The 13338-nt window shown below is 59.2% G+C and carries 11 protein-coding genes, 1 tRNA gene and 5 pseudogenes; 11 read left to right on the top strand and 6 right to left on the bottom strand.

Annotated features, from left to right (window positions below; translation table 11 throughout):
- The coding region (gene tsaD, locus JCM25146_RS09535; protein ID WP_025827594.1) for a tRNA (adenosine(37)-N6)-threonylcarbamoyltransferase complex transferase subunit TsaD at positions 1-1020 on the bottom strand (1020 nt) is incomplete at its 3' end.
- Between the two features lie 146 nt (positions 1021-1166).
- Between tsaD and hemC the strand changes: the two are divergent.
- Positions 1167-2243, top strand: a pseudogene (gene hemC, locus JCM25146_RS18530) (hydroxymethylbilane synthase).
- Positions 2244-2260: 17 nt separating this feature from the next.
- Positions 2261-2983, top strand: coding sequence for a uroporphyrinogen-III synthase (locus JCM25146_RS09555; protein WP_025827602.1), 723 nt, complete (start codon positions 2261-2263; stop codon positions 2981-2983).
- Positions 2984-3043: 60 nt separating this feature from the next.
- On the opposite strand, the gene secB is transcribed toward JCM25146_RS09555, so the two are convergent.
- On the bottom strand, positions 3044-3541 hold the full coding sequence (gene secB / locus JCM25146_RS09560; protein ID WP_025827604.1) for a protein-export chaperone SecB: 498 nt from the start codon (positions 3539-3541) through the stop codon (positions 3044-3046).
- Positions 3542-3592: 51 nt separating this feature from the next.
- Between secB and JCM25146_RS09565 the strand changes: the two genes are divergently transcribed.
- The 5 genes and pseudogenes from JCM25146_RS09565 (at position 3593) to JCM25146_RS20795 (ending at position 7742) form a co-directional block, all read left to right on the top strand.
- Positions 3593-3811, top strand: coding sequence for a hypothetical protein (locus JCM25146_RS09565; protein ID WP_148299037.1), 219 nt, complete (start codon positions 3593-3595; stop codon positions 3809-3811).
- 74 nt (positions 3812-3885) lie between these two features.
- A complete protein-coding gene (locus JCM25146_RS09570) occupies positions 3886-4566 on the top strand; it encodes a Tim44/TimA family putative adaptor protein (RefSeq protein WP_025827607.1) in 681 nt (226 codons plus the stop codon).
- Entirely contained in the window at positions 4563-5417 is an 855-nt protein-coding gene (locus JCM25146_RS09575) for a DNA-methyltransferase (RefSeq protein ID WP_025827609.1), read from the top strand. Before JCM25146_RS09570 ends, JCM25146_RS09575 begins: the two co-directional genes overlap by 4 nt.
- A gap of 122 nt (positions 5418-5539) precedes the next feature.
- Positions 5540-6957: pseudogene (locus JCM25146_RS18535) on the top strand (cytochrome-c peroxidase).
- Positions 6958-7118: 161 nt separating this feature from the next.
- Entirely contained in the window at positions 7119-7742 is a 624-nt protein-coding gene (locus JCM25146_RS20795) for a Smr/MutS family protein (RefSeq protein WP_242401038.1), read from the top strand.
- On the opposite strand, the gene JCM25146_RS20800 is transcribed toward JCM25146_RS20795, so the two are convergent.
- The 3 genes and pseudogenes from JCM25146_RS20800 to hemF form a co-directional block, all read right to left on the bottom strand.
- Positions 7722-8252 carry a hypothetical protein gene (locus tag JCM25146_RS20800; RefSeq protein WP_051544187.1) on the bottom strand — a complete coding sequence of 177 codons (531 nt, stop codon included), beginning with the start codon at positions 8250-8252 and terminating at the stop codon, positions 7722-7724. The genes JCM25146_RS20795 and JCM25146_RS20800 overlap by 21 nt on opposite strands.
- Complete coding sequence (locus tag JCM25146_RS20805) at positions 8240-8890, bottom strand: hypothetical protein (RefSeq protein ID WP_051544188.1); 651 nt, start codon at positions 8888-8890, stop codon at positions 8240-8242. The genes JCM25146_RS20800 and JCM25146_RS20805 overlap by 13 nt, the downstream gene beginning before the upstream one ends.
- Before the next feature lie 73 nt (positions 8891-8963).
- Positions 8964-9877: pseudogene (gene hemF, locus JCM25146_RS18550) on the bottom strand (oxygen-dependent coproporphyrinogen oxidase).
- Between the two features lie 165 nt (positions 9878-10042).
- Here hemF and JCM25146_RS25230 point away from each other — a divergent pair.
- The 4 genes and pseudogenes from JCM25146_RS25230 to JCM25146_RS09610 all read left to right on the top strand — a co-directional run.
- A pseudogene (locus tag JCM25146_RS25230) lies at positions 10043-10779 on the top strand (cytochrome b); the annotation flags it as partial.
- A 27-nt stretch (positions 10780-10806) separates the two neighbouring features.
- The gene (locus JCM25146_RS25235) at positions 10807-11220 is read left to right on the top strand and encodes a hypothetical protein (protein WP_242401042.1); all 414 of its coding nucleotides are present in this window, start codon (positions 10807-10809) and stop codon (positions 11218-11220) included.
- A pseudogene (locus tag JCM25146_RS18560) lies at positions 11217-11977 on the top strand (cytochrome c1). The gene JCM25146_RS25235 and the pseudogene JCM25146_RS18560 overlap by 4 nt, the downstream one beginning before the upstream one ends.
- Positions 11964-12851 (top strand): S-methyl-5'-thioadenosine phosphorylase, encoded by an 888-nt coding sequence (locus tag JCM25146_RS09610; protein WP_025827611.1) that lies wholly within the window; start codon positions 11964-11966, stop codon positions 12849-12851. The pseudogene JCM25146_RS18560 and the gene JCM25146_RS09610 overlap by 14 nt, the downstream one beginning before the upstream one ends.
- A gap of 203 nt (positions 12852-13054) precedes the next feature.
- On the opposite strand, the gene JCM25146_RS09620 is transcribed toward JCM25146_RS09610, so the two are convergent.
- Positions 13055-13139, bottom strand: a tRNA-Tyr gene (locus JCM25146_RS09620).
- Positions 13140-13338 lie beyond the last annotated feature (199 nt).

Here is a 13338-nt window from a genome sequence, read left to right on the forward strand (position 1 = left end):
GGTGGGCAGCCCGCGTTCCGCACTCTCCCGCCATGTTTCAAGTGCTGCCCAGCCTACCATGACGGCATTGTCAGTGCAGAGTTTGAGCGGTGGGGCAGCAAAGCGCAGGCCGCGCTGTTGGGCAACCTCTTCCAACCGGGTGCGCAGGGTGGTGTTGGCCGCAACCCCGCCCGCTGCGACCAGCAGACGGGCCTGCGGCATCATGTCCAGCGCATGGTTGATGCGATCGACCACAACATCGGCCACAGCCTGCTGGAAGGAGGCAGCCAGATCGGCGGCAAACTGGTGGGGCAGGGGCTCCTGACCAAAAGGGGCCAGTTTTTGCGCAATGGCGGTTTTAAGCCCGGAAAACGAAAAATCGCAGCCGGGGCGGCGCAGGAGCGGGCGGGGCAGGGGAATGGCGTTGGGGTTGCCCTGTTGGGCCAGTTTTTCCAGCGCCGGGCCGCCGGGCCAGCCAAGGCCGAGCATTTTTGCAACCTTGTCAAATGCCTCCCCCGCAGCATCGTCTATGGTGCCGCCAAGTTTGCGGTAATGGCCGACGCCATCCACGGCAATGCACTGGCAGTGCCCGCCCGAAACCAGCAGCAGCAGGTAGGGAAAAGGCGCGCCATCAGGCACAATACCGGGCAGGCTGGCGGTGAGCGCGTGGGCCTCGACATGGTTGACGGCAACAAAGGGAATATCAAGCGCCAGAGCCAGCCCCTTGGCAAAACTGGTGCCAACGATCAGCCCGCCAATCAGCCCCGGCCCGGTGCTGGCGGCCACAAAACCCAGATCCGTTGTGCTCAGCCCTGCATCGGCCAGCGTGGCCTCGACCAGAGCGGGTAGAAGGGCCAGATGGGCGCGCGCTGCAATCTCCGGCACCACGCCCCCAAAGTCTGCATGCCCATCTTGCGAGACAACACGCTGGGCAAGGCAGACACCCGTAGGGGAGAGGATGGCGCAGGCGGTCTCATCACATGAAGATTCGATGGCCAGAACAGGCCCGGGAGGCTGAGCTGTGGCGGAAAGGTGACTCATGGACGCACCATAAAAAAAACGGTATTCTTGCACGAATGCAACGGATGGGGAGGGGCGGAATGTTTTTCCGGTCGCGCAAGTTTTTCAGACCAGCCGGGCTTCATCGTATCTTGTCCTTTCTCCATTCCCGGTAATAGACACATCTTATGGATTCAGCCTACCCTTCCTCACCCGTCCTTTCTCCCGCTTTGCAGGAGATCGCCGCGGAAGCCGCCGCACGCCAGAAAAAAGCGGGCAGTCATTCGGGGCGTCACTCCCTGCCTTTGCGCGTGGGTACCCGTGGCTCCCCTCTGGCGCTGGTCCAGACGCGCGCCTTCCTGACCACGCTGACGCGCTTTTGCCCTGTTCTGCGTGACATGAACGCTTTTCAGGAACACCAGATCAACACTACTGGCGATCAGGTGCAAAACCGGCGGTTGGCGGAAATTGGCGGTAAGGGCCTGTTTGCAAAAGAAATTCATGAGGCACTGGCCGACCGGCGGATTGATTTTGCCGTGCATAGCCTCAAGGATCTGGAGACAACACTCCCACCGGGGCTGGTGCTTGCCTGCACGCTCAAGCGTGAAGATGCGCGTGACGCGCTGATCCTTGGCCCCCGGTTGGAACAGTCGGACCCGGATGATCCGTACTCGGCTCTGCCCGAGGGAGCACTGGTTGGCTGTGCTTCTGTCCGCCGTCAGGCGCAGATGCTGCATGTCCGCCCGGACCTGAAGTTTGGCCTGCTACGTGGCAACGTGCAGACCCCGACTCGACAAGCTTGCCGCCCGCCAATGCGATGCCACCCTGCTTGCGCTCGCAGGTCTGCGCCGCCTTGGCATGGCGGAACGTGCAAGCATTGTGCTGTCCCCCACCATTATGGTGCCAGCCGCAGGGCAGGGCATTGTGGGTGTTACAGTGCGCGAGGACGATGTGGAGCTGCGCGAACTGCTGGCCGCGATCGAGGATTACGAGGCCCGTGCCGTAGCAACGGCAGAGCGCGCGCTGCTGGCCGAGCTTGATGGTTCCTGCCGGACCCCCATTGGCGGTTATGCCAGATGATTCCCGTTGTGGCTGGGGATGCGCCCAAACTCCACCTGACCGGCCTTGTTGCGCGGGAGGATGGGTCCTTCCTGCTCAAACGCAGTGTGAGTGGTGCGCCAGAAGATGCCGCTCGCCTTGGACGTGAACTGGGGTGCAGCCTGCGCAAGGACAGCCCGGCAGATATTTTTGAGGAAAACGCATAAAAGCAGGCCAAGACCCCATGCCAGTGCCGCGTGGCGTTATTATCACCCGGCCGGAGCCGGGGCTGGGGGAGACGGCATCCGCCGTGGCGGGGCTTGGCTGGGAGCCTGTTCTTGCTCCTGCACTCCATATAAGACCCTGTCAGGTGGGCGCACTGCCACGGCAGGTGGCAGCTTTGCTGCTGACCAGCGGGCAGGCTGTTGCCATGGCGGCGGCGTGCGTACCGCCATCTGTTCCTGTCTTTGCTGTTGGTGACCGCACGGCGCAAAAAGCGCGGGAGGCAGGGTTTCCCACCGTCTATAGTGCTCATGGCAATGCGCAGGCCCTTGAGCGTCTGTTATGCCAGCACTGTGCTCCAGCACTGGGTAGTCTGCTGCTGTTTTCGGGCGTGGGGCAGGGTATGGAACTGGCCGCCAGTCTGCGTGCGCAAGGCTTCACGGTTGTAAGGCGGGTCGCTTATCGGGCGGACCCTGTGGCTGCACTGCCTGCATTGGTGGATCACGCGTTACTGGCCGGACAGATTGCGGCTATCCTGTTTTTTTCTGCCCGAAGCGCACAAAGCTGGCTCAAACGGGTTCCCTCGGTTGGCATGGGGGCGCGCGTGCGGGGCGTGCGCGCGGTTGTCATATCCGAAGCCGTTGTCAAAACACTGCGTCAGGCGGGCTGGCAGGGGCCTGTCAGTGTTGCGGCAACTCCGGATGCACCAGCCATGCTGCAGACCCTTGGAGCATGGAGCGCATAAAAAACCGGCATCACAGAGATGCCGGTTTTTTGTAAGTAACGCCAGAAAAGCCGGATAGGCTTATGCGTTGCCTGCCGCTTCGGGGAATTCGGCACGGCGTTCCTGCCAGAGTGCGACAAAGTCGATGGGCTGGAGCACAATGGGAGGAAAACCACCATCGCGCGTCACATCGCTGATGATGTTCCGTGCGAAGGGGAAGATCAGACGGGGGACTTCCACCAGCAGGATCGGTTCGATCAGCTCGGCAGGTGGGTTGGTCAGGGTCACTACAGCGGCATAAACCAGTTCGGTCAGGAATACGGTGCGCCCGGCGGGGCCGTTTTCCGTTTCCGGGGCTTCCTTGGCTTCAGCCTTGATGCTCAGGGTGACCTCGTAAATCATCTGGTCATCCTGCAGGCGGTTGGCCTGCACATCAATGTTCACACCGATCTGGGGCTGTGCGCGCAGGGTGGCAAAAATTTCTGCCCCGACGGGCACTTCAAAAGAAAGATCGCGCGTGTACTGGAGGTTAATAGCCAGTGGCAGGGCGGGCGGAACGGACTGGGCAGTATCGGACATTGATGACAGCTTCCTGCTCTCAAACGTATTGGGTTCTTCTAAGGCGGTAGCATGACCTGCGGGGTTAGCCAACACTCCAATCCGGGTATGTTGGGGCCGTGGTCTGTTGCGGCTGATGCATGTGGCGGAACAGGGCAGGCGCAATGGCGCAGGATGCGTGTGAATGCCTGCGTGGTTTTTTTAAAACACGAATACTCTTTTACAAGGGCGGATGGGCTGGTAGTCATTGTATCCGCACTCGGTCATGACTATGTGATGACAAGAACCTGAGGGAAAGAACGTTTTCCCTGTAATAGACAACCCTGCAAACAGTGTGTGCAGGCAGCTTGGTGGACGGTTAACAGATGGATTTTTCTCTCGACCACTTTCCGGTCGATCTGGTTCTTCTGGCTTTGGTAGCCGCTTTTCTGGCTCTGCGCCTACGCAGTGTTCTGGGTAAGCGCGTTGGCATTCAGCCTCCCCCCATGCCTGTAACCGCGCGTGCGGACGTGCCGCCACGTGTAGCGGAAAACAATGTTGAGCCTACAGGCCCCACCGTTGAGTATGATATTCCAGCACCCGGCACCAGAGTTGGGCAACTGCTTGTGGATATTCACAAGCAGGATGCCACCTTTACGCCCCAGCAGTTCCTGATGAGTGTGCAGACCGTTTTTGCACAGGTTGTGGGAGCCTATGCGCAGGGCAACCGTGATGTGCTCAAAACCTACCTGACCCCTGCGGTTTATGCTTCGTTCGATGCGGCAATTACCGCGCGGGAGGCAGCCGGCCAAAAGCAGCGGACCGAGATTCAGGCCGTGCGCGCACTGGCGATTGAAGATGTGCGGCTGACGCAACTGGATGTCGGGCTGGGTGCTGCGGTTGACGTGCGCATTGTGTCTGACCAGATCAGTCTGGTGGAAGATCAGGCGGGGCAGCCTGTGACCGGCACGGATGCAGTGACCGAGTTTTCTGACCTGTGGACACTGGAGCGCCTTCTGGGTGTTGGTGGCAGTGGCTGGCGTCTTGCGGCGGCGCGTAGTGCGTGAGTGCGCAGACACCGGCCGGGGAGGCGCTAGCGCCTCCTGCAAGGGCAAAACGGTATAAGGTTGGTCGTCAGGACATTGTTCAGGGCGATTGCCTGCGGGCGCTACGGCGCATGCAGGCGGAAAGTGTGGATGTTATTGTAACATCTCCCCCCTACAATATTGGCCTATCCTACCGCAGTTACCCGGACCGGCGGGAGGAAGACGACTATCTGGACTGGATGGTGCAGGTTGCAACCCAGTTGCAGCGTGTGCTCCGGCCTGACGGGTCGTTTTTTCTCAATATTTCCGGCTCCTCCGCCATGCCTTGGCTGCCGTTTGAACTGGCAGTGCGGCTGCGCGAACTGTTTGTGCTGCAAAACCATATTTCATGGGTCAAATCCATTTCCGTGGGGGAGGATAGCTTCGGCCATTTCAAACCCATGAACAGCCAGCGCTATCTGCACCGTGGGCATGAACATCTTTTCCACTTCACGTTGGAAGGGGATGTGCCGCTGGACCGGCTGAGTGCAGGCGTGCCTTACAAGGATAAAACCAACATTGCCCGGCGTGGACACCGTCAGGACCGCCGCTGCCGGGGGGATGCGTGGTTTATCCCCTATGAGACGGTGCGTGGACGGGCAGAAAAATTCGACCATCCCGGTACTTTTCCCATAGCGCTGCCCGAGCAGTGCATTCTGCTCCATGGCAAGAGCGGGGGTAGGGTGTTGGACCCGTTCATGGGTACAGGCACCACCTTGCTGGCGGCCCAGCGTCTGGGGTGCAGTGGCATGGGGATGGAAATAGACGCCGAATATGTGGCCATAGCCCGCGCACGGCTGATGCATGATCTGGTGAACAGCCCCCTCGCCTGATCGGTTTTATCAATTATTACGATAAAAATAATCGCTTTGACATTTTGATGTGTATCAAACACAACAGGCCAAAGAGTGAATAAAAGATACAAGAGAAAGAAATAGAACCGGGGGATCGGGGTTTGAAACGTATATTGGTATCTTTGGCTGGCGCAGGATTATTGGCATATGGTGGTACAGTTGCTTTTTTGCAGCATTACGACCATGTAACGGCAACGGAACTGGTGGCCAGTTCCCCAACACATAAGGACCCTGTTGCTCTGGCAGCATTTAATGCGCTCAACGAAGCGCGTTGTGATTACTGCCACGCAACCAAGCGTGACCTGCCATTTTACTTCCACCTGCCTGTAGCCAACGCCATTATGGAAAAAGACCTCCATGAAGGCTTGCGCCACTTCCGCATTGAGCCTGTTCTGCATGCTTTTGAGCACGGTACGGCACCATCGGAGGAGGAATTGTCGCGCATTGAGGAAGTGATTGTGCAGAACCGCATGCCACCCGCGCAGTACCTGCTGCTGCACTGGCATGCCCATCTGTCCAACGCCGAGCGGCAGGCTATTCTCACATGGGTAGAGCAGACCCGGCGTAAGTATTATGCCAATACAGGTGCGACCGAAGCACTGGCGGCGGAGCCCATACGCCCTGTGCCAGAAAGTGTGCCGGTGGACCCTGTAAAGGTGGCGCTGGGTAAAAAGCTGTTTTTTGATAAAAAACTGTCTGGCGATAACACACTCAACTGCGCAAGCTGCCATGGTCTGGACAAGGGTGGTGTAGATAATCTGGTCACGGCAACAGGGATTGGCGGCCAGAAAGGGCCGATCAATGTGCCCACCGTGTATGACGCCTACTTCAAGGTCGCCCAGTTCTGGAACGCCCGTGCGCCTGACCTTGCGGCACAGGCGGCAGGTCCGGTCATGAACCCGCTGGAAATGGGCTCGCACGACTGGTCGGAAGTGGCGGCAAAGCTGGAAGCAGACCCCGATTACGCAGCCATGTTCAAGGCAGCCTTCGGCCGGATGTGCAGGTTGGGCAGCAGAGCATTACGCAGGCTATTGCAGAGTTTGAAAAAACCCTGATTACGCCGGACAGCCCGTTTGATGAATACCTCAAGGGCAAGGAAGATGCGATCAGTGCGCAGGCCAAACGGGGTTACGAGCGGTTCAAGGCCATTGGCTGCTCGGGTTGCCACAGCGGCATTGGCGTTGGTGGTGGTGGCTACGAGGTCATGGGGCTGGAGGGCGATTACTTCAAGGATCGTGGCGGCAAGCAGACTGATGCGGATGAGGGGATGTATGCTGTTAGCCACAACTCTGCGGACCAGAACCGTTTTGTCGTGCCGACCTTGCGTAATATTGCCCTGAGCGCTCCGTACTTCCACGATGGCAGCGTGAAAACACTGGATGAGGCCGTGCGTAAAATGGCGCGCTACCAGACGCCCGATAGCAACCCGTCCGATCAGGATGTGGCGGATATTGTTGCGTTCCTCAAAAGCCTGACCGGTAAGTATGATGGGCATTACCTGACGGATATCAAACAGTAAAACAACAGCATGTGGGGCGGGTGTCGTTACTGGCACCCGCTTTCTTTGCTTGAACAACGGCTCGTTCACAGGCGATAAAGCCTGTTGGGCGGGCCGTTTGTGTTTACGGTTACCCTGCACAGGCCAGATCGGTTGGAATAAAGCGCGGTGGGTGAGACAGGGTGGTAAAAAGGCGGCGTCAGTTACAGGAGGCGGAAAAACAGCTCTGGGCGCTGGTGGTGCGGGATGTCGCCCCCCTGACCGGAGCAAGTCTTGTTCCCCCTGCCGCAGATACAGCTTTTGTGGTGGAAGGGGATGTTCCACCCCCCACCATTCCACAAAAAACTATAAAAAAGGATACACGCGGGCCAAACCCGTGGGGGGGCTGCTGTGGGCAGAACGTCCGCTGGCGGCCGAAGCTCCGGCTCCCCCTCCACTCACCGTGCAGCGTATGCCCCCGGTTGCGGAAAAAATTGGTCAGCGCCAGCCCGGTGTGGATGATTATAGTTGGCGTCGTTTCCAGCAAGGGGACATGCGGGGTGGAAAAACGGCTCGACCTGCACGGCATGGTGGCGCAGGAAGCGTTTGTCCGCCTGATGGAATTTATGGATGTCGCTGCCCATCGTGGCCTGCGCTGTGTGGAAATTATTACCGGACTAGGCACAGGGCAGGAAGGGGGTATTCTGCGGCGTGAACTGCCCCACTGGCTGGATCGCTCGGAAATACGCGCACGCATTCTGGGGCTGGCTTACCCCCATGTGGGCAACAAAGGGTCCGTGCGGATTTTACTGCGCAAGCGCAGGTAGCTGGGGTGGTGCGGATGCAGCACTTTTCCAGCGTGGCAGGTTCAGCGCCAGCCAGCGGCGGAGCGCCATGCCCACATTCATATCAGGGGTCGCCATATTGTAAAAGGCGATGCACTTTGCCCCCGACAGAACTGTCTGCTCACTGGCAAGCGCAATCTGTTGCAGGCTCAGCCGGGCCGCGCAGGTTTCTGCCGCATGGCGCCAGCGAGCCACTTTGGCGGGTGGGGTCAGTAGTGGAAGCACAAGTGCCGCTTTAAGGCTGGCAGCCGTGGCAATAGCCTGCCACGCAAGGGGCAGAAAAGCCGGGGCAGATGTCCTGCGCTCACGCAGCAGAACAGTTGGGAACGTGGGGGGTAACAGCATGTCCGCTGGCGCGGGAGCCTGCTGCGTGACCGTGTTGAGGAAAAGTGGCGTAAAACCTTTTGCTCCCAGCATGGCCAGCCGCTCCCTGAGTGCTGCGTCCATGGGGAGCTGTATGGCATCTACCACGCCGCTGGTCAGGGCAGCCATGGCGGCATCCGGTGTTGCGTAACCGCTGACGGGCAGAGGCCGCAGTGCCAGTAGGTCAAATGCCAAAAGGGTGGGGAGTTCCGGCCCGGTGGGGGTGGAGACAGCAACGCGGGTAGTCTTGCTGCCCAGAATGACCCCCAGTGAGCGATGGAGCTGACATGCCCGACAACCATGCTGGGCTGGCAGACACTCAGCACTGGTAGCCAGCGCTGGTAGGCGTAATGGACGCGGCTGTCCCCGGTCATGGAGGCCATGAGCGCGGTGCCGGGTACCAGCAGGCTGCTGGATGCGCTGCTCAGTTGCTCCTGTGCATCAAACAAATTGGCCCCCGTTACCCCGTCCCACCCGGTGGTGAAGGAGAGGTCAAAAGGGGGCTGCCCCAGTTCTTCCGCCATTTGGGGGGCCAGATGGCTGGCCCATGTGCCGCACGGTGTTTCCGCACTGCCAGCAACGATCAGCCTTGTGGTCTGCTCGGAGGTCGATGTGGCAACCGGACCGACAAGAATGTCATCCGCTGCACGGGCTGCTGTGGTGGTTGCCGCCAAGCAGCCCACAGCGCCCCCCAAAAACAGACGGCGAGAGAGGGTGGCACCCTGGCGTTGATGCATCATGGATGAGGCAGGAAGGAGATCAGACAAACACCAGGAGCCTTATTAAAGTTATTGCCGTTTCATATTATGCGAAATTAACGGCAGAAACACGGCCATTTTATTACGGCCATTTAACCTCTGGCGGCATGCTCATCAGAATGGCTTCTGTATGCCCCCCGGTTTTGAGTCCGAACAAGGTGCCCCGGTCGTGCAGAAGGTTGAACTCCACGTAACGGCCACGGCGTACAAGCTGGGCGTCACGTTGCTCGGGGGTCCATGGTTCCATCATGCGGCCGCGGATAATGCGCGGATAGGCATCCAGAAAAGCCAGCCCGACGTCTTGGTAAAAGCAAAGTCGGCCTGCGCATTGCCGCTATCCAGCCGGTCATAAAAAATGCCGCCCAGGCCGCGCGGTTCGTTGCGGTGGGGCAGGTAGAAGTATTTGTCACACCATGCCTTGAAGCGGGGGTAATACTCCGGGTCATGCGTATTGCATGCCTGCGCAAAGGCGGCATGGAACTTGGCCGCATCATCCTGAGCTTCCTCACTGGCGGGGAACATGGGGGTAATGTCCCCCCCACCGCCAAACCAGCCCTGTGTTGTAATAATCATGCGGGTGTTAAAATGTGCCGCAGGTACAAGCGGGTTGCACATATGCGCAACAAGGCTGATGCCTGTTGCAAAAAAATGCGGATTTTCGCTGGCACCGGGAATGCTGGCGGCAAAGTCGGGCGAAAATGTACCTTCTACAGTAGAGACATTCACCCCCACTTTTTCAAACACCCGCCCACGCATCAGGCTCATGACCCCGCCGCCACCGGGGGTTTTGTCCTCGTTCTGACGGGTCCAGCTTTTGCGCTCAAAGCGGCCGGGCTGCTCATGGCCGGGGAGAATGGGGCTGTTCTGGGCCGCCGCGTCTGTCTCAATCGCTTCAAAAGCGGCGCAGATGCGGTCACGCAGGGTTTCAAACCATGTGCTGGCCGCTTCCCTGAGTGTGTCGTGCGTGGGAACAGAGGCGGGCTTGGTTGGCGTCATGTATCAGGCTCTTTCCATAACAGGTCTGCTGCCTGAGGGGCAGAGAATCGGTTTTGGGCATTTTTCCAAGGGGTGCGCCTTAGGGGCGGTCATTGCAAGATCACGCGGTTCGTCGTTAAACGGAAACCTCGTTCGCCGGGTGGCGGGTCATGGGGGAGAGGTGCAATGGCTGGTAAACCAGTCTGCCACAACACGCAGGAGGCGGTGCCAACACTACGGGGCCAGCTTGGCGCACGTGTTGCGGCCTATGGTGGTCTGCCGTTACCTGCGGATTTGAACTGGTTGTGGACCGTGGGCGCCATCCTGTGCGCCATACTGGCCCTTATGCTGCTTAGCGGGCTAACCCTTACGCTGGCCTATACGCCTGATGCGGGGCTGGCCTTTGGCTCGGTCGAAGGGATTGAACGCCGCCTGCCCGCAGGTTGGCTGCTGCGCGCGATGCACATGACGGCGCATCCTTTTTTATGCTGGCTCTGTATGTCCATCTTTTGCGCGGCCTCTATTACCGTTCCTATCAGCCGCCGCGCCGGGCGGTGTGGATGAGCGGGTGCACCCTGCTGGTCATGGTCATGGTTACGGCATTTGCGGGTTACGTGTTGCCCTGGGGGCAGATGTCCTACTGGGGGGCGGATGTGGCGGGCAAGGCCGTGGGGGCGTTGCCGCTGGTGGGGGGCTGGCTGGAAGGTCTTTTTCTGGGAGGGGATGCACCGGGTACTCCAACCCTGCACCGTATGTTTGCCCTGCACTTTGGGCTGGCGTTCCTGATTGTTGGCATGGTTGTGGGGCATATTGCGTGTGTGCATGCGCGGGGGAGTTCCAGCCCCTCAGCCTCTGCGGTGCCGGAGCGTGGGATGCTGCCCTTCCACCCGTATTTTACGGTGCGCGACATGCTGGCCATTGTGCTGGTTGCACTCGCATTTGTCGCGGTCATGTGCCTTTGGCCGGAGCTGATTACAGAGCCCGCCAATTACCGCCCGGCCAACCCGTTGCACACGCCAGCCGATATTGAGCCTGAATGGTATTTTCTGCCTTTTTACGGAATGATGCAGGCTGTGCCGTTCAAACTGGGTGGTCTTTTACTGTCTGGTGGCGCGGTGGCCATGCTGTTTGCCGTGCCATGGCTGGACCCGGCACAAGGTGCCGGGCGATGCACACCTGCTCTGCTGCGGCTTGGGGCCGTGGTGGTCCTTGCAGGTTCGGCCATGGCAACTGCCTGTGCCGGGTTGCACCACATGCAGGGCGGCTGGCTGCTTGTGGCCCGGTTGGGAATGGTAGGGTACTACGCATATTTTCTGGTTTTTCTGCCTTTGTCGGGCAGGTGCGGGCAGGGGGCGGAGGTATGATGCGCCGCCAGTTTGCAGCCATTGGCGCAGGCGTGCTGTGGGCCTGTAGTGCATGGGCGCAGCCTGTAGGCGGTCCGGCGCATGCGCCCCGGCAGCACTGGTCCTTTGCGGGGCCATTAGGGTCTTTTGACCTGAGAGCGGTGCAGCGGGGCTATGCGGTTTTTGCTGGCTCCTGCGCGTCATGTCATAGTCTGTCCCAACTGCATTTTTCCGATTTTTCGGGCATGGGTCTGAGCACATCGGAAGTGGCGGCACTGGCGGCAACATGCAGGTGCCAGACGGGCTGGATGCAGAAGGTCGGCTGAAGCACCGCACCGCCCGCCCGGATGACGCCCTGCCATCGCCCTATTCCGGGCCGGAGGCGGCTCTTGCGGCTAATCAGGGTGTTGTGCCTCCCGACCTTTCGCGCATTCTCAAGGTCTACCCCGGTGGGCCAGACAGGCTGTATGGGCTGTTGAGTGGATATGCCCCACAGGCTGAACGGCAGAAAGGGCGCGGTTTTTTTAACCCCTATGCAATTGGTCACTTTACGGCCATGCCCCCGCCGTTGCATGGCAACGAGGTCAAATACGCGGACGGCACGGTGCCGGATGTGCAGGCCGAAGCGCGGGACGTTACGACGTTTCTCGCATGGGTTTCTGCCCCCCATCAGGACCAGCGCCGCAGGTTGGGTGTGGGAGCGGGGCTGTATCTGTGCTTTCTTGCCGTGCTGTTTGCCCTCTTAAACCGGAGAATCTGGTCTGATGTCAGAAAATGAAGTTGTGGAACCCGTTATCGGTCTGGTTGGCGGGTCCGGCCTGTATGATATTGACGGTCTGGAAGACAAGGAATGGCGTACGGTGGAAACGCCGTGGGGCATGCCCTCCGACCAACTTCTGTTTGGTCGGCTTGATGGCGTAAAATGCGTATTTCTGCCCCGCCACGGTCGGGGGCACCCCATTCCGCCCTCACGGCTGAACTACAAGGCCAATATTGCCGCGCTTAAAATTTCTGGCGTGACCGATATTGTCTCCCTTTCCGCCGTGGGCTCCCTCAAGGAGGAATTGCCGCCCGGCCGGTTTGTGATTATCGACCAGTTTATTGACCGCACCATTGCGCGCGATAAGAGCTTTTTTGACACCGGCTGTGTTGCCCATATTTCCATGGCGGACCCGCTGTGCAACCGCGTAGGCGATGTGCTCAAGGCCGAAGCTGACAAGCTGGGCATTGAGGCGACGCGCAAAGGCACGTATCTGGTCATGGAAGGTCCGCAGTTTTCCACACGGGCGGAAAGTGAGCTTTACCGCACATGGGGCTGCTCGGTTATTGGTATGACCAACATGCCCGAAGCCAGTCTGGCCCGTGAAGCCGAGATCTGCTACGCGACCGTCGCCATGGTGACCGATTATGATTGCTGGCACACCGAGCATGATAACGTGACCGTGGACAGTGTTGTCAAAATCATGCAGGCCAACTCCGCCAAGGCCAAGGCGTTGGTCAAGGCGGTTATTCCTGCGCTTGGTGGCAAAAAGCGTGGTCTGTGCAGCGCGGGCTGCGACCGTGCACTGGAATACGCCCTGATTACCGCGCCTGACGCGCGTGACCCGGAACTGATGGGTAAGCTTAAAACCATTGCAGGCCGGGTGATCTAAACCACAACAATACTGCTGGCCCGCAGGAGAACTGCCTGCGGAGCCACGGCTTGAGTTTTTGCTGTGCGGGCAGGTCTGGTTGGGGCCTGCCTGTTCTGCTTTGTGGGGAATGGCGCTCTGGGTGTTGCACGGGCCCCAAATGCCAGATTCACGACATTTGATAAAATGCCGTGTGCAAACAGAGAATTTTTCATTTGGAAACATGGTGGAGGGGGTTGGATTCGAACCAACGTAGCGTACGCCAGCGGATTTACAGTCCGCCCCCTTTAGCCACTCGGGCACCCCTCCGACTTGTTGAGCACTGATCTAAAGCCTGATCTGGGGGGTGTCAATGGCTTTGATGAATATTCTTTGCTCATGGTGAGTTAGGGGCTTTTGCCCCGTGTTATCGTATGGGCGGGCTGGTAAAAGATTTACAGTCATTGGGGTGGACATCCACCAAGGTTCGGGGAAAAGCTGCACCCGGTTTTGAGTGTCCGACAGCTAC

The organism is Acetobacter okinawensis JCM 25146, from assembly GCF_000613865.1.
Taxonomy (GTDB): domain Bacteria; phylum Pseudomonadota; class Alphaproteobacteria; order Acetobacterales; family Acetobacteraceae; genus Acetobacter; species Acetobacter okinawensis.

Excerpts from the sequence above, each read along its gene's own strand:
- JCM25146_RS09555 (WP_025827602.1), top strand. The coding sequence starts at position 2,261 with ATGCCAGTGCCGCGTGGCGTTATTATCACCCGGCCGGAGCCGGGGCTG.
- secB (WP_025827604.1), bottom strand. The coding sequence starts at position 3,541 with ATGTCCGATACTGCCCAGTCCGTTCCGCCCGCCCTGCCACTGGCTATT.
- JCM25146_RS09565 (WP_148299037.1), top strand. The coding sequence starts at position 3,593 with ATGACCTGCGGGGTTAGCCAACACTCCAATCCGGGTATGTTGGGGCCG.
- JCM25146_RS09570 (WP_025827607.1), top strand. The coding sequence starts at position 3,886 with ATGGATTTTTCTCTCGACCACTTTCCGGTCGATCTGGTTCTTCTGGCT.
- JCM25146_RS20800 (WP_051544187.1), bottom strand. The coding sequence starts at position 8,252 with ATGGCTGCCCTGACCAGCGGCGTGGTAGATGCCATACAGCTCCCCATG.
- JCM25146_RS25235 (WP_242401042.1), top strand. The coding sequence starts at position 10,807 with ATGTGCCTTTGGCCGGAGCTGATTACAGAGCCCGCCAATTACCGCCCG.
- JCM25146_RS09610 (WP_025827611.1), top strand. The coding sequence starts at position 11,964 with ATGTCAGAAAATGAAGTTGTGGAACCCGTTATCGGTCTGGTTGGCGGG.